Genomic DNA, 23,868 nt, shown 5'->3' with positions numbered 1-23,868 from the left:
CTCCTAGGTGGTGGTGGGGGCACTGCGTGTCCGGGTGCGGCCTTCGGCAGGCCCGGTCGTGGATCCCGCGGCGGCCTTCGTCCCGCGCGCCCGGGGCAGGGAGCCGCGCACCTCGACCCAGCCGTTGCGGATCCGGGTGGGCAGCACGGGCTGGGGATGGTGGGCGGGGCCACGGACGATGCGCCCGTCACGCAGGTCGAACAGCGACTCGTGCAGCGGGCAGGAGATGACGCAGTCGACGACCTCACCGCGGCTGAGCAGCCCACCGGCGTGGCTGCACAGGTCGTCGAGGGCGTGGACGGTGTCGCCGGAGCGGTGCAGCACGACCTGCCGTCCCTCGACGGTGACGCCGGTGGTGGCGCCGTCGGGCAGGTCGGTCTCCTCGATCGCCTTGACCCAGCGGTTGGGCCCGGTGGTGGTGGCGACCCGGTTGACCATCACGGCGCGGCCCTGCACGAGGTGCCCGCCGACGTAGCCGGCAGCCGCGGTGACGGCCATGCCCGCCATGCCGAGTGCCTGCGCGGGCCGGCGTCTCCCGGCGAGCCGCGCGGCGAGCGACGCCGCGGCCAGCGTCGTCCCGGCGAGGTTCATCATCCCGTGCAGGAGCCCGACGCGGCGGTCCTCACCGTCGCTGACGGTCCAGTCGGTGGCGCCCGTCGCGACGGTGGCGGCGGCCGCGGCGATCCCCGCGGCGCTGAGCGCCCCGGCCGGGTCGAGCCGGCTGCCGGAGGGGCGGACGTCCTTGCCGAGGACGTCGAGCACGACCGAGCCGGCCCAGAACCCGATGGGCAGGTCGCTGAGCGCGGCGTGCAGCGAGTGCCCGGCCCACCGGCCGCCGTGCATGAGCTCGACGACGAGGTTGCCGCGGTGGCGGTCGTACACGGGCAGGACGGCGGCAGCGACCTTCTCGTCGGCGTCGCGCAGCCACGGCCACGCGGTGATGGCGGCGAAGAGGTCGCGATGCCACGTCGTGAGCCGGGACGCGCCTTCGGGCGCGGGCGCGCCTGCCGGTGTGTCCGAACTCGACATCGCTGCTCCGCTCGTCTCGTGCCGCCCCGTCGCGACGTCTCGCATGGTCGCATCGCACGCGCACGCCCACCATCACCGTGTTTCTCGTCCAGTGATGATCGGACGGTCCCCTGACGATCACCGCTGGTCCGGGCCGGGTCCGGATCCGCGGGGCCCGCCGGCAACGGTCTCGTCGCGACCGCGCGCGTCCGGTCCACCGGCCTCGACACCGGGCGGCCCGGCTGCTTCCATGACCCGCGCAGCCCGGTCCCCGTGCCGCGGGCGACGCCCACCGGTGCGCCGGGCGCCGGCGCCGGCGGCTCGCATCGAGTAGTGAGAAGCTGCCGTGCCGCCGCCCGAACCGCGCCTGGTCCTCGACGAGGACGAAGCGCTCGAGGTACTCGCCTACCTGGTCACCGCCGCCCGCACGCAGGTCGACGAGGCTGCCGAGTACGGCCCGCTACGGCTGTTGACGGCGGCCCGGCGGCTGGCGGGGTTCCTCGGGCCCCGCTCGTCGGCCGAGACGGCGGTGTTCGCCCGTGACCACGTCGAGCCGATGCCCGAGCTCGCCGTGCCGAGGGAGGGCCGGGAGGAGTACGTGGCGCGCCTCGACGAGCTGTGTGCGCAGCTGGGCGGGCTGCTGGCCCGCCGCTATGGCGGCGGGCCTTCGTCGTGACGGGGGACAACCCGGTGCTGGCGGCGATCCGCAGCCGCCGCGTCGTCCGCGCGATGACCGACCAACGGCTGCCGAGGCAGACGCTCGAACAGATCCTGGACGCCGGCCGGTGGGCGCCGACCGCCGGCAACCGGCACCTGCAGCGGTTCGTCGCCAGTGACGACTCCGGCACGCTGCGGGCGCTGCGCATGGTGTCACCGGGGATGCTGCAGCGACCCGTCGCGGTCGTCGCCGTCTGCGTGGACCGGGCGCTCGCCGTCGACTTCGGGTTCGCGCGCCAGGCCCACAGCCTGTCGGTCGACGTCGGCACGGCGGCGGCGACGCTGCTGCTCGCCGCGCACGCGCTCGGCGTGGGCGGCGGGCCGGTGACGTCGTTCAGCCGGGCCGCCGCCGCAGCGGTGCTCGGGACCCCGCAGGGCTGGACACCGGAGTTCCTCGTCTGTCTCGGGTACCCGGCCCCCGGCGGTCCCGCCCCGATGCGCCGCGGCAGGCGGCTGACGTGGCGCGACCTGACGGTGTGGGCCCCACGCGAGGGCGCCTGACCCTCAGGGGGCGTCGGCCCACAGTTCCAGGGCGATGTTGTCGGGGTCGCGGAACTCCAGCAGGCAGCCGATCCCGATGTCCTTGACGCCGTCGTGGGCGACGCCCAGCTCGTCGAGCCGCGCGGCGGCGGCGTCGAGGTCCGCGCGCGACGGGACCGCGAAGCTCAGGTGGTCGAGCCCCGCGCGGTTCTCGGTGAAGGAGTCGCCGGCGGGCGCGACGGGCCGCAGCCCGAAGAACCCGCCGGGCACCTGGTAGACGACGCCGTCGAAGAGCCACCACAGCTGCTCGCGGGTGGCCTCGTCGGCGTCGGCGGGCATTTCGAAGGCCACCGGCAGTCCGAGGACGTCGTCGTAGAAGCGGCGGGACCGCGCGATGTCGGTGACCGTGATCCGGACGTGGGAGAAACCGCTGACGGGGATCGGCATGGCCGGATCCTGGCCCCGCGCGGGGCCCGCCGCCACCGGGCCGGTCACGGGCGGCCGAGCTCGTCGAGCGCCACCCCGACCGACGGGAACGTGCGGAACCGCAGCAGCACGTGCCGGTCGCGGCCGCTGAGTGCGACGGTGTGTTTCGACGTGCCCACGAGGTCGACGGTCAGCCCGTGGGTGTCGGCGACCTGCCTGGCCCGGTCGAGCACCGCCACCGTGCCCGGCGCCAGCGCCGTCACCCGGGACAGGTCGAGCAGGACGTGCCGGGTCGGGCACTCGCCCGCGGCGACGAGGCAGCCGCGGGCGTCGACCAACCGCAGCACCCGGTTGGCGGTCGCGGGATCCAGGCCGCCGCTGATGCGGACGAGGTGCACGGCGGGTGCCGGCGACTCGATGGCGAGGAATCCGTGGGGTGCGAGCGTCATCGATCGCCTCCGTGTGAGTGCGGGAGGCGGCTTCTTCACCCCGGGGGAGCGGGCGCCCGGCGCCCGTCCCGCAGCCTACCGCCCGGAGCGTGCGAGCACGTCGCGCGCGGAGCGGACCACGGCCTCGTCGAGCATCCGGCCGGTCCGGGGGTCGATCGCGATGCCGGACCGGGCGGCGTCGAGGGTCTCGACGACCGCGCGGGCCCGGTCCAGCTCGTCGGCGGTCGGCGTGAACGCGGCGTTGATCACCGGGACCTGCTTGGGGTGCACCGCGGTGCGCGCCCGGAACCCTTGGCGCAGCAGCGCCACGGTGGTCGCGGTGAGCTCGTCGTCGGTGGCCGTCAGGTCGGTCTCGACGGGTGCGACGGGTGCGACGAGACCGGCCGCCGCGGAGGCGACGACGATCGCCGCCCGGTGCGGGGCGAGCTCGGCGCGGTCGGGACCGGGCAGGAGGCCGAGGTCGGCGGCGAGGTCGGCCTCGCCGATGGCGAGCCGCTGTACCCGCGGTCCGCGGGCGAGCACGGCGACCCCGAGCAGCCCCGCCGCCGTCTCGACGACCGGCACGACCGGCACCGTCCCCGGCGCCACACCGGCGGCGCGCTCCGCGTCGTGGAGCAACGAATCGGTGCGGCCCAACGACTCCGGCGTGGCCTTGGGCAGCAGGATGCCGGTGAGCGCGGCGCAGGTCACCGCGGCCACGTCGGCGGCGAGCCCGTCGGCGTTCACGCGCACCCATCGCTCGGGACCGGCGGCCGGTGCCGCCCGCAGGTGTGCCGCGACCGCGGCCCGGGCCGCCTGCTTCGCCGGTGGGGCGACGGCGTCCTCGAGGTCGAAGACGAGTGCGTCCGCGCCGCGCTCCGCGGCGCGGGCGAAGCGCTCGTCCCGGTCGCCGGGCACGTAGAGGTAGCTGCGCGGCCGCACGCCGGTCAGCTCCGGCCGGTCGGACGGTGCAGGTATGCGCCGACCGCGTCGCCGACGACCTTCCGGTCGGCCAGCACCTGGTGGCCGCGCACGAAGGTGTCGGTGACGACGGCGTCGAGCTCGAAGCCCTCGAACGGCGTGTACTCCTGCGCCGACTCCGAGTCCGCGGCCCGCACGGTCCAGTGCACCTCTGGGTCGAGGAGCGCGACGTCGGCGTCGAACCCGACGGCGATGGCCCCCTTGGTGCGCAGGCCGAAACGCCGCGCCGGGTTCCACGCGGTGAGCTCGGCCATCCGCTGCGTCGACAGCCCGCGCCTGGTGCCCTCGGAGTACAGGCCGGCGAGCAGGTACTCGGCGCCGCCGAACCCGGACTTCGCGACGAACACGTCGTCGCGCGGCTCGCCGAACTTCAGCTCGTCGCGGCAGCAGGCGTGGTCGGAGACGACCCAGTCGAGCTCGCCGGCGAGCAGGTGCCTCCACAGCGCCTCGACGTCCTCGCGGGGACGGATCGGCGGGTTCACCTTGGCGCCGATCCCGGAGGCGGTGTCGACGTCGGCGAGCAGGTGCCCGATCGTCACCTCGCGGCGGAAGTCGATGTGCGGGAAGGCGCCCGCCATGCGCAGCGCGGCGTCGACGGCCTTGGCCGAGCTCAGGTGCAGCAGGTTGATCTTGGGCAGGCCGGTCTCGTGCGCCAGGTAGGACGCGATCGACACCGCGAGGCCCTCGGAGTGCGGCGGGCGCGACGCGGAGTAGGCCCGCAGCCCGGTCAGCGAGCCGTCGGCCTCGACGATCTTCTGGTAGGCCGTCATGATCTCGGCGGTCTCGCAGTGCAGCCCGAGCGAGATCTCCTCGGCCAGGTCGGGGAAGCGCTCGCGGGCGGCCTGGATGCCGCGCATCACGAACTCGAAGTGGGCGATGTCGTAGCGCTCGCCCTCGGGTGTCATCAGGAACGAGCGCTGGTCGTCGGAGCGCCCGTGCAGCCCGTGGCCGCCGTAGAACATGAAGATCTTGAACGAGGTGACGCCGAACTCCTCGATCAGGCGCGGGATCTCGTCGATATGCTCGCGCATCATCGGTGCGAGGTGGAACGCGTAGTCGACGACCGCGCGCCCCGCCGAGGCGTCGAGGACCTCGGGGAAGAAGTCGCGGTAGGGGCCGCCCTTGTTCAGGTAGTACTGCCCGGTCCGCATGTAGTTCAGCGCGGTGGTGACGCCGCCCTGCGCGCAGGCCCGGCTCTCGATCGCGGTGTCCTGCGACAGCGGGTTGTAGATGCCCCAGTGCTGGTGGGCGTCGACGACGCCGGGGAAGGCCACCTTGCCGGCGGCGTCGACGACGGTCGCCGCGTCCTCGACCGGGATGCCCGGCTCGAGCCGGACGATCGTCCCGTCGAGGACACCGATGTCGAGGCGTTCGGGTGCGGGCCGGTCGTGGCCGGCGACGGCGGCGTTCGTGATGAGCAGGTCGAGTGCCACGTGCTACTCCTCGAAGTCGGAGCGGGTGTCGGAGCCGGTGTCGGAGCGGGCCGGGGTGAGCCGGGCCAGCGGGGGGCCGCCGACCGGGGGGTCGTGGGCCGCCGCCAGGGCCAGCACGGAGTCGGTGACCTCGGCGGCGACGGCGGCGGCCACGTCGGCCGGCAGCGTCGTCGCGAGGTTGTCGAGGAACTTGCGGGCGAGCTCGTCGTCGGTCAGCGGCCGGTCGGGGCCGCCGCGGTTGGTGAGGACCTCCTCGGTCCACTCCCGGCCGTCGGCGGTGGTGACGGTCAGGACCGCCGGGAACTGGTGGGGGAAGACCGCGTCGCACCGCGCGTCGGCGACGACGTCGACCTTCGCCATCAGCGCCCGCCGCTGCGGGTCGCGGGCGAGCGCGTCGGTGTAGTCGCCGAGCGCGGCGCCGAGCCCGCCGCCGCCGAACAGGCCGACGGCGACGGCGTAGGGGCCGGAGAACTGCGCCTGGTAGCCGGTGACGGGCGCGCGCTTGGTCTCGATCGGCTCGCCGATGGTGCGGATCACCGCGCCGGGCACGCCCAGGGTCGCCGAGGTGACCTCGCCGGGCCGGACACCGCGTTCGCGCAGCCGGGCGGCCGCGTCGACGGCGGTGTGGGTGAAGTGGTTGGCCGGGTAGGGCTTGAAGAAAATCCCCGGCACCGCCCACCGCTCGCCGAGCCCGCCGGTGACCGCGGCCGCGTGGGCCTCGCCGCGCAGGAACGCCTCGAAGAACCCGAAGCGGCCCTCCAGGACCGTGGGCGGGCCCGTGAACCCGCGGCGGACCAGCTGCGCCGCCGTGACGGCCGAGTGCGCCGCCCACCCGCAGTGCACCCGCTTCACGGTGCCGCCGGTGCGGTTGGCCTCGATCAGCCCGGACGCCATCGAGGCGGTGACGCCCAGCGCGTCGCGGACCCCGTCCTCCCCGAGGTCGAGCAGCAGCGCCGCCGCGGCCGCGCCGCCCATCGCCCCGCAGATCGACGTCGCGTGCTGGCCGTGCTCGAAGAACACGGAGTTGCCCAGGCGCTCGTCGTAGCCGGCCATGCCGAGCCGCACGGTGATCTCCAGGCCGACGGCGATCGCCGCGACCGTCCGGGCACCCGATGCGCCCGCGTACTCCGCGGCGGCGAGCGCGGCCGGGACGACAGCGGCGCTGGGGTGCAGCACCGACGGCAGGTGGGTGTCGTCGTAGTCGAGCGAGTGGGCGGTCACGCCGTTGGCGAACGCCGCCCACGCCGCAGGGATCGCGGTGGGCAGTCCGATCGCGTGCGCCTGCGGGGCACCGCCCTGCTCGGCGACGTGGTCGAGCGCCGCGCGGCTCGTCGGCAGCGGGAGGGCGGCGACGCAGAGCCCGAGGACGTCCAGGACGCGGCGCCCGACGCTCGCGGTGACCTCGTGGGGCAGCGGGCTCTGGGTGGACTTCGCGGCGAACGCCGCGAGGTGTTCGGCGAGGGTGCTCTCAGGCACGGGACACCACCGCGAGGGGGCGGGCGGGCGACCCGGTCGCGCCGAACAGCGGCAGCGGGCTGAGCACGAACAGGAATTCGTGGACGCCGGCGGCGGCGAGGTCGTCGAGCGCGAGGGCCTCGATGATGTAGATGCCGGCCTCGACCAGCAGGACCCGGTGGGCGGGCAGCACGGCGTGCCCGGCGCCGGGGGCGAGCCGTTCGAAGGCGATGGTGTCGGCGCCGGCGGCGTGCGCCCCGCGCTCGGCGAGCCACCGCGCGCCGGCCTCGGAGACCCCGGGGACGCCGGAGTCGTGCCCCACGTAGGTGCGCGGGTCGGGGTCGGCGAAGTGGCGCCCCCAGCCGCTGCGGACCAGCACGACGTCGCCCGCGGCGGGCACTGTGCCCTGCCGGTCGACGGTCGCGTCGAGGTCGGCGGGGGTGATCTCGTAGCCGTCGGCGCAGTGCGGCAGGCCCAGTGTCGCGGGGACGTCGAGCAGGATCCCGCGGCACACGATGGGCGCGATGGTGTGCGCCCCGAGGTCGGTGTAGAGGCCGCCGACGCCCGCCTCGAGCGCGTCGGACCCGTCGTGGAGCCGCCCGTCCTGGGAGACGTGGGAGAGCGCGTCGATGTGCGTGCCGACGTGCGTGCCCATCGTGATCATGTCGTTGGCGGCCGAGGCGCCGTCGGGACGGACCCGGTCGCCGTGGCGGCGCGGGAGGGTGTGCCAGTACGGCGGGTGGTTCGGCGACTGCGGCATGCCGATGGTCAGCGGCCGGCCCAGGTCGTGCACGGTCACACCGGCGGCGAGTGCGGCGAGCAGCGGGTCGACGCGCTCGGTCGTCGTGGGGGTCATGGGTCCTCTCCGTTCCTGGACGCGGTGTCAGGCGACGACGCCGCGGTCCCGCAGCTCGGCGACGGCGGCCGGGTCCATCCCCAGCTCGTGCACGAGCAGCTCGTCGGTGTCGGCACCCGGCGGGCGCCCGGTGAACCGGATCGACCCGGGGGTGCGCGACATCCGCCACATCACGTCGTGCATGGCGATCGGCCCGAGGTCCGGGTCGTCGACGGTCCGGATCATCCCGGTCTCCCGCACGTGCGGGTCCTCCACGATGTCGCGGGCGTCGTAGATCGGGGCGACGGCGGCGCCGGCGGCGGCGAACGCGTCGGTCACCTCGTCGCGGGTGCGGGCGGCGATCCAGTCGCCGACGTAGCGGTCGAGCAGGTCGGCGTGCTCGGCACGCCGGGCGCCCGTCGCGAACCAGGGCTCGTCGATCACCTCGGGGTGCCCGACGAGCTGCAGGACACGTTCGGCGACCTTCTGCGCACTCGTCGACACCGCGACCCAGCGGTCGTCCTTGGTGCGGTAGGTGTTGCGGGGTGCGTTGTTGACCGAGCGGTTGCCGTTGCGTGTGCCGATCTCGCCGAGCTGGTCGTAGACCGTCGGGCCGGGCCCGACCGCGGTGAGGATCGGGGCCAGCAGGCTCATGTCGATCACCTGGCCGCGGCCGCGCTCGTCGCCCCGGCCGTGGTCGCGGGCGTAGAGCGCCATCGACACCGCCGACGACGCCGCGATCCCGGCGATGCTGTCGGCCAGCCCGAACGCCGGCAGCGTGGGCGGCCCGTCGGCCTGCCCGGTGAGGTGGGCGAACCCGCTCATCGCCTCGGCCAGGGTGCCGAACCCGGCGCGTGCGGCGTAGGGCCCGGTCTGGCCGAACCCGGTGACGCGCACCAGGATCAGGCCCGGGTTGAGCTCGTGCAGCACGTCGGGGCCCAGGCCCCAGCGCTCGAAGGTCCCGGGCCGGAAGTTCTCGACGACGACGTCGGCCTCGCGCACGAGGTCCTTGAACACGGCGGCCCCGTCGGGGTCGGACAGGCGCAGCCCGATGGTGCGCTTGTTGCGGGAGATCTCCTTCCACCACAGCGGGACCCCGTCCTTGGACCGGCCGTGCCCGCGCATGCTGTCGCCCGCGACGGGGTGCTCGATCTTGACGACGTCGGCGCCGTAGTCGCCGAGGATCTGGGCGCACAGCGGCCCGGCCAGGATGGTCGAGGCGTCGATGACACGGACGCCGGCGAGCGGGCCGGCCGGGGCCGTCGGTGGGGTCGGGGCCGTCCGTGGGGTCGCGGCCGTCTGGGGGGTCGGGGCACTCACAGCGCGTCCACCACGCCGTCGGGCTGCCAGCCCAGCTCCAGACTGATCTTGTGGGCCGCCGCGACGACCCGCTCGCCGTAGTCGGCGGTGACCTCGGCGTCGAAGCGGTCGACGGGCCCGCACAGCGACACCGCGCCGAACACGCCGCCGTCGGCGAGCAGTACCGCGGCCGCCACGCTGCCGGCGCCGTGCTGGCGCTCGCCGCGGCTCGCGGCGTACCCGCACTCGCGGATCGCGGACAGCTCGGCGCGCAGCACGTCGGCCGAGGTGATGGTGTTGCCGGTGACCGCCGCGAGCGCGTGCGAGTCCAGGTAGTCCTCGACCTCGGCGTCCGAGAGCGCGGCGAGGATCGCCTTCGACGACGAGCCCGCGTGCAGCGCGTGGGCGCTGCCGAGCGTGACCGACATCCGGATCTCGTGCGGGGACAGGATCTGGTCGATGTAGACCCGCGCCGCCCCCTGGCGGGCCGAGAGCGTCGCGGTCTCGCCGGTCGCCTGGACCAGCCGCTGCAGGTGCGGCCTGGCCACGCGCGGCACGTCGAGACCGCGCAGCGCGGCCATCCCGACCTGCAGCGCACCCGTGCCCAGCCGGTAGCCCTTCGTGACCTCGTCGAACGCCAGGAAGTCGAGCGCGACGAGCTCCTTGAGGATGCGGTGCGCGACGGTCTTCGACAGCCCCAGCTCGCGCGAGATCGCCGAGACCCCCATCGGCTCGGGTGCCCGCTCCGCGAGCGTGCCGATCACCCCGAGTGCCCGGGCCAGGCCCGAGCGGGAGCCGACATCGGCCGCGACGGCCTCCTGCGGCGGGTCCCCTCCCGTCGACAACACGTGCATGTCCCCCCTGTCGTTCCTCGTCACGGCGCGCCTCGGCCGTCGGGCGTCGCCCCGGCGCCCCCACCGCGCGGCGCGGTGGAGCGCGGGCGCGCCGCGTGGGCGCGGTCGACGAGGTCGGTCCGCGCCGCGCTGATCCTGTACCGGCCGTCGTGGCCGGTGGACGGCGAGGCCGCGACGGTGTCGGGCGCGGCCGTCACCGGGCACCGCCCGCGGACGCGGGCTCGCGCAGCACCCAGCGGGCCAGCTCGTCGGCGAACGCCTCGGGCTGCTCGTCGGCGACGAAGTCGGTCCCGCCCGGGATGGTGACCAGCCGCGCGTGCGGCAGCGCGGCGGTGACCTGCGGGGTCATCCGGTCGACGAGGTCGTCGCCGCCGTGCAGCAGCAGGACCGGGAACGTGTCGAGCCGGTCGGTGTCGACGACGTGGTCGAACACCGCCCGGTACGCCGTCGCGTAGTCGGGGCCGGTCTGCAGGTACTCGATGACCTGACGGTCGGTCTCGGCGACGGGCAGGCGCGGGTAGAGGCCCGTGACCCGGTCCCGGATGACCCGGACGTGGCTGCCGTCCGCGGCCGGCTCGTAGGGCGGGGCGTAGCCCGTCCGCTTCCGGTCGCGCTCGGCGTCGTCGTAGAGCGGCAGGCCCTGCAGCACGAGCCCGTCGACGCGCTCGGGCCTGCCGAACGCCGCCTCCACCGCGATCACGGCACCGGTGTGCTGGCCGAGCAGGTGCACCCGGCCGAGCCCCACCTCGTCGGCGAACGCCCAGACCGCCGCCGCGTACTCGGGGATGGTCCACGGTGCGGGGGTCGGGTCCGACATCCCGAAGCCGGGGGTGTCGGGTGCGACGACGCGCAGCCCGCGCCTCACCAGCGGCTCGACGACGGCCTCGTAGGTGGCCGACGAGAGCGGCGACTGGTGCAGGATCAGCACCGCGGGCGCGTCGGCGTCGCCGCCGTGGCGGTAGTGCACCTGTCCCCACGGCAGGTCCACGTAGCCGCGGCGCGCGCGGCCTCCCAGGCTCCTCACGCCGACCCCCCGGTGGTGCCGTCGGGCACCGCCATCGCGGCCATGACCTCGATGACGTGCTTGATCCCGGCCCGGTAGTCCTCGAGCAGGATCTGCTCGTTGGGCCCGTCGACCCCGGAGTCGGCGCGCGATACCCCGACCCCGACGATCGGCCGGTCGGCGAGCACCCCCTGGTTGCCGATCCACTGCGTGTAGGGCTCGATGACCGGCTCGCTGCCGTAGGTGCGGCGGGCGGCGTCGGCGACGAGCGCGACGAACGGGTCACGGTGGTCGGTGAGGCTGGGCCGGCTGGTCGCCATGACGTCGATCGCGACATCGGAGAAGCCGGTCGCGTCGAGGTGGGCCCGGATCGCGTCGACGACCTGCTGCGGGTCCTGCCCGGCGACGAGCCGGACCTCGACCTTCGCCGACGCCGTCGACGGGATGCCGAGGGTGACGTCCTGGCGGTCGTCGCCGCCGGCCAGGCTCGCGATGGTCATCGTCGGCCGGGTGCGGATGGCGACCGCGGCCTCGCGGTCGTCGAGGCCGCCGAGGAAGCCGTCGACGCCCGCACGGCGGCGCAGGAAGTCACCGTCGAACTCGACGTCGCCGAGCAGCTCCAGCTCGGCCTCGGTCGGGGGGCGGGCGCCGTCCGCGAACCCGGGGACGGCGACGGTGCCGTCGGGGGCGACCATCCCCGCGATCGCGCCGACCAGCCGCGTCGTCGCCGAGGCGAGCAGCGCGGTGTTCTGGCTGGTCAGGTCGCGGGGCAGGGTGCGCACGGTCAGGCGCAGGTAGAGCACGCCCTTCTCGGCGAGCTTGAGCAGCGGGCGCCCGTTGCTGTCGCGCCAGGAGTTCTCCCACAGCGCGGCGTCGGAGGCGACCCGGTCGGCGTGTGCGGCGGTGAACGAGCCCAGCCCGGGGGAGTGCAGCATCTGCTTGCCCTCCATGATGAACACGCTGGTCACCGGCGGGGTGAGCCCCGCGAGCCGCCACGCCGCCACGGCGTGCAGCCGCGACATGATGGCGCCCTTGTCGTCGGCCACCCCGCGGGCGTAGAGCGCGCCGTCGCGGATCGCCGCCTCGTACGGTCCGCTGACCCACTCGGAGTCGTCGCCGGCGGGCTCGACCTCGACGTCGTAGTGGGTGAAGTGCAGCAGCCGCTTCGGGCCGCCGGGGGCCTCGGCGAGCACGTAGGGGTGCGAGTGCTCCCACGGGATGACCTCGGCCGAGGCACCGTGGCGGCGGGCCGCGCCGGCGAGCCACTCGGCGGTCGCCTGCATCTGGTCCGGTTCCTGGCGGCGGCTGCGGAACCGGCACAGCTCCTGCAGCTCGGCGACGAACTCGTCGAAGTGGGCGTCGACGGCGGCGAGCGCCGCTTCGACGTCGGCACGGGTCGGTGCCGGGGCCGTGCTCACCTGGGTGCTTCCGGGCGCGTCGCCCACTGGATCCTCCGGGAGGTGGTGTGAAGGGGAGAGGGGCGGTCAGTGAATGGTCACGCCACCGTCGACGAAGATCGTCTGGCCGGTGACCATCCCGGCCGCGGGGCTGAGCAGGTAGCTGACCGTGTCGGCGACGTCCTGGGTGCCGGCCATGCGGCCCAACGGGATCGTCGCCAGTTTCTCGGTCATGTAGGCGTCGTCGACGCGCAGGTCGGCGGTCATGTCGGTCGCCACGATCGTCGGCCCGACGGCGTTGACCCGGATGCCGTCGGGCGCCCACTCCAGGGCGAGCACCCGGGCCATGTGCATGACGCCGGCCTTGCTGACGCAGTAGCCCAGCGTGTTCAGCACGGCGATCCGGCCGTTGGTCGAGCCGATGTTGACGATCGAGCCGGACGTCTGCGCGAGGGCCGCACGGGCCGCCCGGCAGACGCGGAAGGTGCCGGTCAGGTTGACGTCGAGCACCTCGGTGACGTCGTCGTCGGACATGGTCGCGGCGGGGCCGCGACGGACGATGCCCGCACCGTTGACGACGTGGTCGAGCCGGCCGTGCCGCGCCAGGACGTCCGCGACGACGGCGTCGGCCGACTCCTGGGACCGCACGTCGAGTGCGTGGCGGGAGTGCGGGTCGCCGAGGTCGTTGCTCCAGTCCGCGGGGGGCAGCACGTCGGCGCTCGCGACGGTCGCGCCGCGCTCGGCCAGCGTCGCCGCGATCGTCGCGCCGATGCCGCGCGCCGCGCCGGTGACGAGCGCGACCCGCCCGGCGAAGGAGTTGGGGTCGGGCCTGCTCACGCGGTGATCACCCGGCTCTCCTCGGCCCAGAACGCGATCTTGCGCTGCGCGAACCGGATCAGGAAGTGCGCGACCAGGCCCATCACCGACAGCACGACGAGCACTGCGAACATGCCGGCGATGTCGAAGTTGTAGTTGGTCTGCAGCAGCAGGTACCCCAGGCCCTCCTTGGCGCCGATGAACTCACCGACGACCGCGCCGAGGATCGCGAACACGATGCCGATGTCGAGGCCGGCGAAGATGAACGGCATCGCGCTGGGCAGCCGCACCATCCGGAAGATCTGCAGCTTGCTCGCGCCGAACACCGTGAGCATCTGGATGCGGTCGGCGTCGGCGGCGCGCAGGCCCTCGATCACGTTGATCAGCATCGGGAAGAACGAGATGACCGCCGCCATGACGACCTTGCTCGTCAGGCCGAAGCCGAACCAGACGACGAACAGCGGCGCGAGTGCCACCTTCGGCACGGTCTGGAACGCCACCACGTACGGCATCAGGGTCTTCTCGACGAGGCGGACCTGCGAGATCGCGGTGCCCAGCAGGACCGCGGAGCCCACGCCGATGAGGAAGCCGAGCAGCGACTCCCGCAGCGTCACCTCCAGGTGCCCCCAGAACAGCGCGTCGGTGAGCTGCATCCACAGCGCCTCGACGATCCGGGACGGGACGGGCAGCACGTAGTCGTCGACGAACAGTGGGATCACGAACTCCCACAACGCCATCAGGGCGACGAAGACGCCGGGGACGAGCAGCAGCTCCGGACGTTCGCGGACGTCGAACCGGCCGCCGCCCTTCTTCCGGGCGGCCTTCTTCGCCTTCTTCGCAGCCGGGCCCGGCGGGCCGGCGACGGGTGCGCCGGTGGGGGTCGCGGTGGTCATCAGGGTCCTCCTCTCCAAGCCGCGCCGGGCTCAGTCGATGACGCTGGTCGCGTTGAAGTGGCGGCGGATGCGGTCGACGTAGACGCCCGCCCGGTCGCTGGACATGATCGACAGCTCCCGCGGCCGGTCCAGCTCGACGTCGACGACCTCGGCGACCCGGCCGGGCCGCGCGCTGAGCACGACGACCCGGTCGGACAGGAACACCGCCTCCGGGATGGAGTGCGTGACCAGCACGATCGTCTTGCCGCTCTGCTGCCAGATCCGCAGCAGCTCGACGTTCATGTACTCGCGGGTCATGGCGTCGAGTGCGCCGAACGGCTCGTCCATCAGCAGCACGGCCGGGTCGTGCACCAGCGCGCGGCAGATGCCCGCGCGCTGCTGCATGCCGCCGGAGAGCTCGTAGGGGTAGCTGTTCGCGAACTCGGCGAGCCCGACCATCTCGAGCAACTCGTCGGCGCGGGCGCCGAACTTCTCCTTGTCGAGGCCCTGGACCTCCACGGGCACCATGACGTTCTGCCGGACGGTGCGCCACGGCAGCAGCGTCGCCGCCTGGAACACCATCCCGATCTCGGGCAGCGGCCCGCGGACGTCGGTGCCGGCGATCTCGACCTCGCCCTCCGTCCGGCCGACGAGGCCGGCGAGGATCTTGAGCAGGGTCGTCTTCCCACACCCCGACGGGCCGACCACCGAGACGAACTCGCCGCGGCGCACCGACAGGTCGATGTCCTGGAGCGCGACCGTGGGCTCGGAGCGGCGTGCCGGGTAGGTCTTGTCGAGACCGGCGACGCGGATCCACGCGTCGGTGTCGGTCTCGGCCGCGGTGGCCGGACTGGTCTGCCGGCCGGGTGCGCGCAGGCTCACGGCGTGTCCTCCATGGTCGGGGGTCGGCCCGTCGGTGGGTGTGGGGATCAGGGCTTGTAGTCGGCGGCCTGCTTGACGACGGCGGCTGCGTCGAACTGGTTGGCGGTGCCGAGCTGCGACGGGTCCCAGAGGGTGTCGAGCTGGACCGGGCCGGTGATCTGACCGGCCTCCTGGGTGTAGGTCTGGGTCTTGGCCCACTCGGCGTCGCTGATCGCGCCCCAGTCCTTCCACGACGCGGGCTCACCGGACAGCGGGGTGGCCGTCTTGATCCAGGTCTCGAGGGTCTGGGTGTCGTTGGCGATGCGGGTGGCCGGGTCGGCGCCGCCGAGGATCTGGGGGAACACCTGGTAGCCGATGCGCATGGCAGCCTCGGGGTTCGCGGCCGAGAACGTCATCGCCTTGTAGGCGGCGCGCAGGAACTTGCCGTAGGTCTCGGGGCTGTCCTTGAACGCGCTGGTCGACACCGCCCACGACAGCGAGCGGATGCCGTCGAAGATGTCGGGGTTGTCGAGGTAGGCGAGCTTGGTGCCCGAGAGCTCGAGGACGGTGTAGGCCTGGGTGTAGAGGGCGAGCGCGTCGACCTGGCCGCCGTTGAGCGCCGCCGCGGCCTGGGCGCCGACGCCGACCGGGACGAGCTCGACGTCGGTCTGCGGGTCCAGCCCCGCGGCCTTGACGAACGCCCTGGCGTACGGGGCCGAGCCCGAGGCCAGGCTGATGACGCCGAGCCGCTTGCCCTTGAGGTCGGCGCCGCTCTTGATCGGGGAGTCGGTCTTGGTGGCGATCTGCCACGGCCAGTTCTGCACGAGGCCGCCGATGGTGGTGATCGGCACGTTCTTCTGCGCGGCCGCGAGCAGCGAGCCGGTGTCGGAGGCGGTGATGCTGCCGCTGCCCGAGGCCACGGCCTGCACGGCCGCGACCGAGCCGTCGGCATTGATGGTGTCGACGGTGAGGCCCTCCTCGGAGAAGTAGCCCATCTTCTGCGCGACGGCGAAGACGGCCACCTCCTCCTTCGGGCCGATGACGGCCGAGGCGATGGCCATCGTGAGCTTCGCCGGTGCGGCGGCGCCGCCGCCGCTGTCACCGCCGCTGTCGCCGCCGCCACCACAGGCGGACAGCAGGAGGATGCTGCCGGCGGCGAGCGCGCCGAGCAGCTTTCGTCCGGTGTTCATGAGGTCGTCTCCAGGGGGATGGGGGACGCCGCGTCCGCCGCGGCGATCGAGAGGTCGTTGAACACGTGCTGCTCGGCGATGCGGTCGCCGTCGAACACGAACACGTCGACGAAACGGATCCCGGAGAAGGACGTGCCGTCGAGCCACCGCCCGGACAACGTGCCCAGGCAGGTGACGGTGGTGGCCCCCGAGCCGTCCGCACCGGCGAGGTAGCGCCGCTGCGGTTTACCCACCTGCAGATATCGACCCGCCGCTGCCGCCACCATCGACGGCAGGTCGGTGTGGACCACCCCGCCGGGGAAGACGAGCCGGGCGCCGGGTGCGAGCAGCGTGGCCGCCTCGTCGAGACGGCGCTGCTCGCAGAGCGTCAGGTACTCGTCGACCGTCGCGGTCGCGGCCGCGGCGTCCATCAGCCGGCCTTCGAGGTGAGGGCGTCCTCCCACTGCTCGCGCAGCGGGTGCTCGGCCGGGCCGGACTCGGTGATGATCCGGACGAGCCGGCGGGTGTAGGCGTCGCGCTCACTGTCGAGCGTCCCGGCCTCGTCGGCGGTGGCCCGGAACGCGTCCAGGTCGCCGGCGGTCAGGGTGCCGGACCGGACGAGCAGCGCCTCCAGCGCGCGGGTGCGCTGCCGGCCGACGTGGACCTCGGTCGCGAGCTGCAGGACGAGGTCGAGCAGCTTGGAGATCCGGCGGTCGCCCAGGTAGTCGAACTCGTCGCTCATGCGGTCACCTCGGCGGTCGTCTCGGTCGGTCGGGTCGCGGTCAGCACCGCCCACGGGAAGTGCCATTCGCGCCGCGGTCCCCATCCCTGGGGGCGCATGCCTTCCAGGCGTTCGTCGAACGGGGTCCAGCGGGCGTCGACGAGCCCGTGCCGGGCACAGATCTCGACCAGGTCGTTGTCGAACAGGTCGTGGAAGAACGGTTCGTTGTTGCGCTCGGCGTGCTCGACGATCGTCACGTCGCGCAGGGCGTGGCCGGTCGGCTGGAACTCCAGGAACGCGACGGTGCCGCCGGGCTTCACCACCCGCGCGGCCTCGGCGATGGTCTCCTCGATGACCGTCGCCGGCATCTCGTGCAGCAGCATCGTGCCGGTGACGACGTCGCACGTCCCGTCCTCGACGCCGGTGGCGCGGGCGTCGGCCTGGCGGTAGTCGACCGCGATGCCGGCGTCGGCGCCCTCGGCGTGGGCCAGCCGCAGGTTCGGCGCGGCCAGGTCGACGCCGATGACCTCGGCGGTCGGGTAGCGCAGCGCGAGGGGGCGGGTGCTCTTGCCGAAGCCGCAGCCCATGTCGAGCACCCGGGTGGCCGCGGGCAGCTCGGGGAGCGCCGTCGTCGCGAACAGCTGGTGGAACTTGTAGCCGTCGTTGTCGCGCAGCATGACGATCCGCGCGCCGAACTCGTAGACGTAGGCCGACAGGTCGTCGGAGAACACCCCGCCGGGCTGCACGTGGATGTCGTAGTCGGTGTACCAGTCGGGCAGGTCGAGGTCGGGGTCGAGCTGCAGGCGCCCGCTGCCGGCGGGTGTGTCGTGCAGCTGGCCCAGCAGCTCCTCGCGGCGGCTGATCACCGCGTCGCCGGCGATCCTCCACAGCATTTTCTGCTGCGCCCGCTCGAGGTGGCTGAACCACGGGTAGAGCGGCAGGTCGTGCAGCGCGGCGTCGGCGTCACCGGCGGTCGCCGGGTCGGCCCCTGTTGCGGCGAACTCCTCGACGAGGGCGGGGTAGATCGTGTCGGACCAGCGTTTGCGCAGGCTGAGCACGAAGTCCACGGCTGAGCGCTCGTCGAGCGTCAGTCGTTCCTCGATGTCGAGCACGGATGAACCTCCGGGTCTCGGCCGGGCGGCTGCCGGCGGATCGGTGGGGTGTCGTCGGTCGGGCATGCGGTCAGCGGGTGAGCGCGAGCAGGAACGGGTCGGGGTCGGGCACCGTCGTGTGGACGGCCCCGGCGAGCCGGCCCTCGTAGACGGCCTCGAGTGCGGTCCGGGGCGAGTTGGCGTCCCCGGCGAGGTGCAGCCGCGGACCGGCGCGTCCGGCGAGGGCCGTGTCGAGGGCACGGTGCAGTGCGTCGTCGGCGACGCCGGTGCCCGCGTCGACGACCACGGTGACCTTGTCGACGCGGATCCGGTCGCCCCCGACCGACGTGACGAGCTCGACGGCGTCGGGCCCGGCGCCTGCCGGGCTGCACATGAGGTGGACGTGCACCCCGGCCTCGGCCAGCCGCGGGACGAGCGCGAGCCGCGAGTACGTCGTGATCTTCGGGCTGAGCGCCGCGGACGGTGACACCAGGTGCACCTCGGCGCCGCGGCGGGCGAACCGCTCGGCGAGCGAGGCCGCGGGCCAGCCGCCGTCGTCGTCGAGGACGACGACCGTGCCGGTGACGGGCTCGTCGGCCTCGGCGAGGTCGACGGCCTCCCACAGGTCGACGACCCGCGGGCCGCCGGGCAGCTCCCGGCGCGCGGGCCGCGACCCGGTGGCCACGACGACGTCGTCCCATCCACCGGTGAGCACCTCGTCGGGGGTCACCCGGTGTCCGGTCACGATCTCGACGCCGGCCTCGCGTACCGCGCGCTCCGCGTCGGTCACCAGCAGCCCGAGGCGTTCCCGGCCGCCGACGCGGGCGGCGGCGACGATCTGGCCGCCCAGTCGGGGCGCCGCCTCGACCAGCCGCACGTCGTGCCCGGCGCGGCGGGCCGACAGGGCGGCCTCCATCCCGGCGGGGCCACCACCGACGACGAGCACCCGCCGCGCGGGGACCGTCGCGGTGCGGGCGCGGTGGCCTTCCCATTCGGCCTCGGCACCGACCTCGGGGTTGACGACGCAGGAGATCGGCAGGCTGAGCTCGACCCGGGCGATGCAGCCCTGGTTGCAGGCCAGGCAGTTGCGGACCTCGTGGGCCCGGCCCTCGGCGACCTTGCGCACCAGGTGGGGGTCGGCGATGTGCGGGCGGGCCAGCGCCACCAGGTCGGCCTCGCCCTGCTCGACCAGCTCGGCGGCCTCGCCGAGGGTGTCGAGCCGGCAGACGGCGATGACGGGCAGTCCGGGCAGGGCGCGGCGGAAGGCTCCGGCGTGGTGGCGGAACGGGGCGTGCCCGAAGCTCATGTCGGCCATCTGCGTCGCCAGCGACCAGCTGCCGTGGTAGGCGGAGTGGCTGACGTGCACGTAGGCGAGGGGGAACTCCTCGCGCAGCAGGCCGACGATCTCGATGGTCTGGGCCACGTCGAGCCCGCCGGGGAGGAACTCGTCGGCGCTGACCCGGATGCCGACGGGCAGGTCCGTGGCGGCGCCGACCGTCTCGAGCACCCGCCGGGTCAGCCGCAGCCGGTTGTCGAGCGACCCGCCGTACGCGTCGTCGCGCAGGTTGGTCACGGGGGAGAGGTACTGCTGTAGCAGGTGTCCGTGGCCGAGGTGGACCTCGATGCCGTCGAGTCCCGCGAGCTGCATCCGGGTGGCGGTGGCGCCGAACGCATCGACGACCGTGTCGAGGTCGCGGCGGCCCATCGCCCGGGGGACCGCTGCTCCTGAGGTCCACCGCAGCGGCGAGGCCGACCAGGCGACGGTGCGTGTCGCGTCGCCGTTGGCCTGCCGGCCGGCGTGCATGATCTGGGCGAAGAGTGCGGCCCCCTCGCCCTGCACGGCCTCGGCGATGGCGGCGAACGCGGGGATCGACGTGTCGTCGAAGCTGCCGAGGCTGATGTGGCGGCCCGCGCTCGTCGGGTGCACCCGGACGGCCTCGGTGACGATCAGGCCGGCCCCTCCGCGGGCCCGCTCGCGGTGGTAGGCGACGTGTCGCGGCGTGGGGAGGTTGGCGTGCCCGAAGTTGGTGGTGTGGCCGGGGACGACGACGCGGTTCCGCAGGGTGAGGCCGCCGACCTCGACCGGCGCCAGCACCACGTCGACTTGCCCCATCGCAGTCTCCCTGTTCCGGTCAGCCGTACGGCATTCCGATCAGAGGAACGTATGGGTGTGTCCTTCAGAAGTCAACGATTCGGGTGTAAGGGTCAGGTTTCGCCCGGCGCAACGCTGCGAGCAGCGGCGATCTTCGGCGGACCGTGTGGAGCCGCCCCCCGGCACACGGGAGCCCGGACAGCCGGAACCGCCGGGTCCGGCATCGGGCCGCTCCGGTCGATCTCGGAGCAACCCGGTGCCCAACCCGGCGGCGGAGGCCCTCGGGCGGGTTGGCCGGGCGGGTGCGGTCAGGCGCCGTCGCGGTCCGCGGCCAGCGTGATCGCGACGTCGATGATCATGTCCTCCTGGCCGCCGACGTAGCCCAGCTCGCCGCAGCGGCGCAGGATCTCGTGGGCCGGGACCTTGTAGCGCTCGGCGGCCCGCTCGGCGTGCAACAGGAACGACGAGTACACCCCGGCCCAGCCCTGCACGACAGCGTTGCGGTCCATCTTCGGCCAGCGGGTCAGGTACGGCCGCACGACGTCCTCGGCCGCGTCGAGCAGCAGGCCCGCGTCGACACCGGCGTCGATGCCGAGGCGGTCGAACACCGCGGCGAGCACCTCGGTGGGGGAGTTGCCCGAGCCCGCGCCCAGCGCGCACAGCGACCCGTCGATCGACCGGACGCCGGTCTCGTAGGCGATCACCGAGTTCGCGACGCCCATCGAGAGGTTCTGGTGGCCGTGGTAGCCGACGAGCGCCTCGTCGCCCACCTCGTCGAGCAGCGCCTCGAAGCGCGCCTTCGCCTCGTGCATCAGCAGGGCGCCCGCGGAGTCGGTGACGTACGGGCACTCGCACCCGGCGTCGACCATGATCCGGGCCTGCTTCGCGAGGTCGGCCGGGTCGGTGCGGTGGGCCATCATCAGGAACCCCACCGTCTCCATGCCCAGCTCGCGGGCGGCCGCGAAGTGCTGCGGGGAGACGTCGGCCTCGGTGCAGTGCGTCGCGACGCGCACCATCTCCGCGCCCGCGTCGTGGGCGCGCCTGAGGTCGTCGACGGTCCCGATGCCGGGCACGAGCAGCACGGCGATCCGCGCCTGCCGGGCCTCCTCGCGGGCCGCCGCGATCAGCGTCATCTCGTCGGTGCCGGAGAACCCGTAGTTGAACGACGAGCCGCCGACGCCGTCGCCGTGCGACACCTCGATCCACTCGACGCCGGCCGCGTCGAGGGCCCGGACCGTGTCGCGCACCTGGGTCTCGGTGAAGCGGTGCGCCATCGCGTGGCTGCCGTCGCGCAGGGTGGTGTCGATGATCCGGACGTCGTTGCGGAGGGCGGGCTTGCTCATGCGAGTGCTCCCAGCTCGGCGCGGGCCATCAGCTCGCCGGTGCGCGCCGCGGCCGCGGTCATGATGTCGAGGTTGCCCGCATAGGGCGGCAGGTGGTCGCCGTTGCCCTTGACCTCCAGGAAGACGGCGACGCGGGCGTGCCCGCCCCACTCGTCGGTGGGCTCGTCGAACTGCGGCTCGGCGCGCAGCGTGTACCCCGGCACGTACTCCTGGACCCGCAGGACCATGTCGTGCACCGAGGCGGTGATCGCGGCGCGGTCGGCGTCGGCACCGATCATGCAGTAGACGGTGTCGCGCATGATCATCGGCGGTTCGACCGGGTTGAGGACGATGATCGCCTTGCCGCGCACCGCCCCGCCGACCTCGGCGACCGCACCGCCGGTGGTGTGGGTGAACTCGTCGATGTTGGCGCGGGTCCCCGGGCCGGCCGACCGCGACGCGATCGACGCGACGATCTCCGCGTACGGCACGGGCGTCACCCGCGAGACGGCCGCGACCATCGGGATGGTCGCCTGTCCGCCGCAGGTGATCATGGAGACGTTCACGGCGTCGAGGTGGTCCGCGCCGTTGACGGCCGGGCAGACCATCGGGCCGAGGTGGGCGGGGGTGAGGTCGACGGCGCGGATGCCGGCGGCCTCGTAGCGCGGCGCGTTGGCGGCGTGGGCCTTGGCCGAGGTCGCCTCGAAGACGATGCGGGGCAACGGGTCCTGTGCCAGCAGCCAGTCGACGCCACCCGCGGAGGCCTCGACGCCGGCCTCGCGGGCCCGGGTCAGTCCGTCGGACTCGACGATGCCGGCGACGTAGCGCAGGTCGAGCACGTCGCTGCGCTGCAGCTTGACCAGGAGGTCGGTGCCGATGTGGCCGGGCCCCACGATGGCGACCGGCACCTTGGGGGTGTCCATGTGCTGGACGATCGCACCGCGATCGCGCAGGCTGGAAGCCGTGCGGTCCACTCAACGGAACGGTTCGCCCGACGCCCCGAACTCGGTGCTCGGGCGCGCTCTGACCGTGCTGACCGCCTTCGGGCTCGGCGACGACGAGCTCTCCCTCGCCGAGCTGGTGCGCCGCACCGGCATCGCGAAGGCGACGGTCCACCGGCTCGTCACGGAGCTGGCGCAGTGGGGCGTCGTCGAGCGCACCCCCGGCGGCGGGGTGCGCCTGGGGATCCGGTTGTTCGAGCTGGGCCAGCTGGTCCCACGACAGCTCGGGCTGCGCGAGGCCGCCGCGCCGTTCCTCGCCGACCTGTTCGAGGCCACGCACGAGACCGTCCATCTCGCGACGCCCGAGGGCACCGAGGTCGTCTACGTCCAGAAGCTGGAGGGCCGGGCGGGGCCGCGGGTGCCGTCGCGGGTGGGCGGGCGGATGCCGATGCACTGCACCGGCGTCGGCAAGGCGATCCTCGCGTTCGGCTCACCTGCGCTTCTCGACGCCGTCCTGCGCGCCGGTCTCGGCCGCCGCGCCCCGCGGACGATCATCGCCCCCGGGCTGCTGTGCGCCGAGCTGGAGCGCATCCACGAGCGCGGCGTCGCCTACGAGCGTGAGGAGTCGGGGATCGGCGTCACCTGTGTCGCCGCGCCGGTTCTCGGTGTCGACGGGCACGCCGTCGCGGCACTGTCGATCACGGGGTGGGTCAACCGCTTCGATCCGGAGCGTCTGGCCCCGGCGGTCCGCACGGCCGCGCTCGGCCTCACCCGGGCGCTGGCAGGCAGCTGCTGACCGCTGCGGCCCCGTAGGCACGCCGCGCTCCCGCGGTGCGCCCGGATCCCTGGTCCGCCGCGGTGCGGTGGCGCGCGGGCGGTGTGTCGCCGGCGTCGGCCGCGGGCGTCGGCCCGGCCGGCTCAGGCGCTCTCGTCGACCTTCAACGCGGACTCCAGCCGTCGCGACAGGAGCTCGCCGGCGTTGAGGAAGTGACGTTCGGTGACCGACCGTGCCCGCGCGGGGTCCCGGTCGACCAGTGCCGCGATCAGTTCCTCGTGCTCGACCCGGCTGCACGCCACCTGCTCCGGGACGACCGTGAAGAAGGACTGGGGAACCAGCCGGCCGGTGTTGCGCAGCTGGTTCAGCAACGGGACCGAATGCGATGCACGGTTGATCTCGCGATGGAACTGCCAGTTGAGCTGGACGAGGTCTGCCCCCGACGCGGCCGCGAGCAGCCGGCCGATCCCGACGACGCGGTCGCGCTCCTCGTCGGTCATCCGTTCGGCTGCCCACTGCGCCGCGACACCACACAGGACCGCCATCACCGTGAAGTTGTCACGGACGTCCTGGGGTGACAGGCCGATGACGGTGGCCCGGCTCCGCGGCGCGATGTGGGTCAGTCCCTCGTGCGCGAGCTTGAGGATGGCCTCGCGCACCGGGGTGCGGCTGGTGCGGAACTCGGCGGCGAACTCGTCGAAGTCGAGGCGGCTCCCGCGGACCAGCTCGCCGTTGAGAATCCGTTCGCGCAGGACGTCGGCGATACGATCGCGGACGGTGCCGCCGATGTTGTGGTGGGTGGACGCGCCGGGGCCTCCCGGCCACGGGTTGACCGCGTCGAGCGAAGGATCGTCCACCGAGGCCATGCGTGCTCCCTGCTGATCGCCACGGA

Annotated in this window: 25 protein-coding genes; 3 read left to right on the top strand and 22 right to left on the bottom strand. The window is 73.8% G+C overall.

The features are described from left to right. Positions 1-3: 3 nt before the first annotated feature. Positions 4-1,029: a Rieske (2Fe-2S) protein gene (locus tag AB7F12_RS16235; protein ID WP_428516705.1), complete on the bottom strand. Its 1,026-nt coding sequence runs from the start codon at positions 1,027-1,029 to the stop codon at positions 4-6. Between the two features lie 325 nt (positions 1,030-1,354). Between AB7F12_RS16235 and AB7F12_RS16230 the strand changes: the two genes are divergently transcribed. Continuing rightward, positions 1,355-1,684, top strand: coding sequence for a DUF6092 family protein (locus AB7F12_RS16230; RefSeq protein ID WP_428500214.1), 330 nt, complete (start codon positions 1,355-1,357; stop codon positions 1,682-1,684). Next, positions 1,681-2,226 (top strand): nitroreductase family protein, encoded by a 546-nt coding sequence (locus AB7F12_RS16225; protein ID WP_428500213.1) that lies wholly within the window; start codon positions 1,681-1,683, stop codon positions 2,224-2,226. Before AB7F12_RS16230 ends, AB7F12_RS16225 begins: the two co-directional genes overlap by 4 nt. Positions 2,227-2,229: 3 nt before the next feature. Here the strand turns inward: AB7F12_RS16225 and AB7F12_RS16220 are convergent, their stop codons facing one another. From AB7F12_RS16220 to AB7F12_RS16125, 20 genes are all read right to left on the bottom strand, one after another. Next, positions 2,230-2,652: a VOC family protein gene (locus AB7F12_RS16220; protein ID WP_428500212.1), complete on the bottom strand. Its 423-nt coding sequence runs from the start codon at positions 2,650-2,652 to the stop codon at positions 2,230-2,232. Between the two features lie 44 nt (positions 2,653-2,696). Next, positions 2,697-3,080, bottom strand: a complete 384-nt coding sequence (locus AB7F12_RS16215) for a hypothetical protein (protein WP_428500211.1) — start codon at positions 3,078-3,080, stop codon at positions 2,697-2,699. Between the two features lie 75 nt (positions 3,081-3,155). Beyond that, positions 3,156-4,001, bottom strand: coding sequence for an HpcH/HpaI aldolase/citrate lyase family protein (locus tag AB7F12_RS16210; RefSeq protein ID WP_428500210.1), 846 nt, complete (start codon positions 3,999-4,001; stop codon positions 3,156-3,158). Between the two features lie 5 nt (positions 4,002-4,006). Continuing rightward, positions 4,007-5,473, bottom strand: a complete 1,467-nt coding sequence (locus AB7F12_RS16205) for a dihydroorotase (protein ID WP_428500209.1) — start codon at positions 5,471-5,473, stop codon at positions 4,007-4,009. Between the two features lie 3 nt (positions 5,474-5,476). Then, on the bottom strand, positions 5,477-6,949 hold the full coding sequence (locus AB7F12_RS16200; RefSeq protein ID WP_428517954.1) for an MmgE/PrpD family protein: 1,473 nt from the start codon (positions 6,947-6,949) through the stop codon (positions 5,477-5,479). Beyond that, complete coding sequence (locus tag AB7F12_RS16195; protein ID WP_428500207.1) at positions 6,942-7,784, bottom strand: cyclase family protein; 843 nt, start codon at positions 7,782-7,784, stop codon at positions 6,942-6,944. The genes AB7F12_RS16200 and AB7F12_RS16195 overlap by 8 nt, the downstream gene beginning before the upstream one ends. Before the next feature lie 27 nt (positions 7,785-7,811). Then, the gene (locus AB7F12_RS16190; protein ID WP_428500206.1) at positions 7,812-9,083 is read right to left on the bottom strand and encodes a CaiB/BaiF CoA transferase family protein; all 1,272 of its coding nucleotides are present in this window, start codon (positions 9,081-9,083) and stop codon (positions 7,812-7,814) included. Beyond that, positions 9,080-9,916 carry an IclR family transcriptional regulator gene (locus AB7F12_RS16185; protein ID WP_428500205.1) on the bottom strand — a complete coding sequence of 279 codons (837 nt, stop codon included), beginning with the start codon at positions 9,914-9,916 and terminating at the stop codon, positions 9,080-9,082. The genes AB7F12_RS16190 and AB7F12_RS16185 overlap by 4 nt, the downstream gene beginning before the upstream one ends. A gap of 193 nt (positions 9,917-10,109) precedes the next feature. Beyond that, a complete protein-coding gene (locus tag AB7F12_RS16180; protein WP_428500204.1) occupies positions 10,110-10,940 on the bottom strand; it encodes an alpha/beta fold hydrolase in 831 nt (276 codons plus the stop codon). Then, a complete protein-coding gene (locus AB7F12_RS16175) occupies positions 10,937-12,337 on the bottom strand; it encodes a M20/M25/M40 family metallo-hydrolase (RefSeq protein WP_428500203.1) in 1,401 nt (466 codons plus the stop codon). The genes AB7F12_RS16180 and AB7F12_RS16175 overlap by 4 nt, the downstream gene beginning before the upstream one ends. Positions 12,338-12,403: 66 nt before the next feature. After that, on the bottom strand, positions 12,404-13,153 hold the full coding sequence (locus AB7F12_RS16170; RefSeq protein WP_428500202.1) for an SDR family NAD(P)-dependent oxidoreductase: 750 nt from the start codon (positions 13,151-13,153) through the stop codon (positions 12,404-12,406). Further along, a complete protein-coding gene (locus AB7F12_RS16165; protein WP_428500201.1) occupies positions 13,150-14,025 on the bottom strand; it encodes an ABC transporter permease in 876 nt (291 codons plus the stop codon). The genes AB7F12_RS16170 and AB7F12_RS16165 overlap by 4 nt, the downstream gene beginning before the upstream one ends. A 30-nt stretch (positions 14,026-14,055) precedes the next feature. Continuing rightward, on the bottom strand, positions 14,056-14,886 hold the full coding sequence (locus tag AB7F12_RS16160; RefSeq protein ID WP_428500200.1) for an ABC transporter ATP-binding protein: 831 nt from the start codon (positions 14,884-14,886) through the stop codon (positions 14,056-14,058). A gap of 47 nt (positions 14,887-14,933) precedes the next feature. Next, the gene (locus AB7F12_RS16155; RefSeq protein ID WP_428500199.1) at positions 14,934-16,055 is read right to left on the bottom strand and encodes an ABC transporter substrate-binding protein; all 1,122 of its coding nucleotides are present in this window, start codon (positions 16,053-16,055) and stop codon (positions 14,934-14,936) included. After that, on the bottom strand, positions 16,052-16,465 hold the full coding sequence (locus tag AB7F12_RS16150; protein WP_428500198.1) for a hypothetical protein: 414 nt from the start codon (positions 16,463-16,465) through the stop codon (positions 16,052-16,054). The genes AB7F12_RS16155 and AB7F12_RS16150 overlap by 4 nt, the downstream gene beginning before the upstream one ends. Continuing rightward, positions 16,465-16,776, bottom strand: coding sequence for a hypothetical protein (locus tag AB7F12_RS16145; RefSeq protein WP_428500197.1), 312 nt, complete (start codon positions 16,774-16,776; stop codon positions 16,465-16,467). Before AB7F12_RS16145 ends, AB7F12_RS16150 begins: the two co-directional genes overlap by 1 nt. Beyond that, positions 16,773-17,867 (bottom strand): class I SAM-dependent methyltransferase, encoded by a 1,095-nt coding sequence (locus tag AB7F12_RS16140; RefSeq protein WP_428500196.1) that lies wholly within the window; start codon positions 17,865-17,867, stop codon positions 16,773-16,775. The genes AB7F12_RS16145 and AB7F12_RS16140 overlap by 4 nt, the downstream gene beginning before the upstream one ends. A gap of 70 nt (positions 17,868-17,937) precedes the next feature. Continuing rightward, the gene (locus AB7F12_RS16135; RefSeq protein ID WP_428500195.1) at positions 17,938-19,959 is read right to left on the bottom strand and encodes an FAD-dependent oxidoreductase; all 2,022 of its coding nucleotides are present in this window, start codon (positions 19,957-19,959) and stop codon (positions 17,938-17,940) included. A 287-nt stretch (positions 19,960-20,246) separates the two neighbouring features. Then, positions 20,247-21,281: a 4-hydroxy-2-oxovalerate aldolase gene (gene dmpG, locus AB7F12_RS16130; protein WP_428500194.1), complete on the bottom strand. Its 1,035-nt coding sequence runs from the start codon at positions 21,279-21,281 to the stop codon at positions 20,247-20,249. Next, the gene (locus AB7F12_RS16125) at positions 21,278-22,183 is read right to left on the bottom strand and encodes an acetaldehyde dehydrogenase (acetylating) (RefSeq protein ID WP_428500193.1); all 906 of its coding nucleotides are present in this window, start codon (positions 22,181-22,183) and stop codon (positions 21,278-21,280) included. The genes dmpG and AB7F12_RS16125 overlap by 4 nt, the downstream gene beginning before the upstream one ends. A 40-nt stretch (positions 22,184-22,223) precedes the next feature. On the opposite strand from AB7F12_RS16125, the gene AB7F12_RS16120 reads away from it, so the two are divergent. Then, the gene (locus AB7F12_RS16120) at positions 22,224-22,997 is read left to right on the top strand and encodes an IclR family transcriptional regulator (protein ID WP_428500192.1); all 774 of its coding nucleotides are present in this window, start codon (positions 22,224-22,226) and stop codon (positions 22,995-22,997) included. A gap of 122 nt (positions 22,998-23,119) precedes the next feature. On the opposite strand, the gene AB7F12_RS16115 is transcribed toward AB7F12_RS16120, so the two are convergent. Then, positions 23,120-23,842 carry a GntR family transcriptional regulator gene (locus AB7F12_RS16115; RefSeq protein WP_428500191.1) on the bottom strand — a complete coding sequence of 241 codons (723 nt, stop codon included), beginning with the start codon at positions 23,840-23,842 and terminating at the stop codon, positions 23,120-23,122. Positions 23,843-23,868: the final 26 nt, after the last annotated feature.

This window comes from Pseudonocardia sp. (assembly GCF_050250275.1).
Lineage (GTDB): Bacteria > Actinomycetota > Actinomycetes > Mycobacteriales > Pseudonocardiaceae > Pseudonocardia.
This window is presented reverse-complemented; position numbering and strand designations above follow the sequence as displayed.

Bases quoted from the DNA above. Each gene is read 5' to 3' on its own strand.
- AB7F12_RS16235 (WP_428516705.1), bottom strand. From the start codon at position 1,029: ATGTCGAGTTCGGACACACCGGCAGGCGCGCCCGCGCCCGAAGGCGCG.
- AB7F12_RS16220 (WP_428500212.1), bottom strand. From the start codon at position 2,652: ATGCCGATCCCCGTCAGCGGTTTCTCCCACGTCCGGATCACGGTCACC.
- AB7F12_RS16215 (WP_428500211.1), bottom strand. From the start codon at position 3,080: ATGACGCTCGCACCCCACGGATTCCTCGCCATCGAGTCGCCGGCACCC.
- AB7F12_RS16195 (WP_428500207.1), bottom strand. From the start codon at position 7,784: ATGACCCCCACGACGACCGAGCGCGTCGACCCGCTGCTCGCCGCACTC.
- AB7F12_RS16185 (WP_428500205.1), bottom strand. From the start codon at position 9,916: ATGCACGTGTTGTCGACGGGAGGGGACCCGCCGCAGGAGGCCGTCGCG.
- AB7F12_RS16165 (WP_428500201.1), bottom strand. From the start codon at position 14,025: ATGACCACCGCGACCCCCACCGGCGCACCCGTCGCCGGCCCGCCGGGC.
- AB7F12_RS16155 (WP_428500199.1), bottom strand. From the start codon at position 16,055: ATGAACACCGGACGAAAGCTGCTCGGCGCGCTCGCCGCCGGCAGCATC.
- AB7F12_RS16150 (WP_428500198.1), bottom strand. From the start codon at position 16,465: ATGGACGCCGCGGCCGCGACCGCGACGGTCGACGAGTACCTGACGCTC.
- AB7F12_RS16145 (WP_428500197.1), bottom strand. From the start codon at position 16,776: ATGAGCGACGAGTTCGACTACCTGGGCGACCGCCGGATCTCCAAGCTG.
- AB7F12_RS16135 (WP_428500195.1), bottom strand. From the start codon at position 19,959: ATGGGGCAAGTCGACGTGGTGCTGGCGCCGGTCGAGGTCGGCGGCCTC.
- dmpG (WP_428500194.1), bottom strand. From the start codon at position 21,281: ATGAGCAAGCCCGCCCTCCGCAACGACGTCCGGATCATCGACACCACC.
- AB7F12_RS16125 (WP_428500193.1), bottom strand. From the start codon at position 22,183: ATGGACACCCCCAAGGTGCCGGTCGCCATCGTGGGGCCCGGCCACATC.
- AB7F12_RS16115 (WP_428500191.1), bottom strand. From the start codon at position 23,842: ATGGCCTCGGTGGACGATCCTTCGCTCGACGCGGTCAACCCGTGGCCG.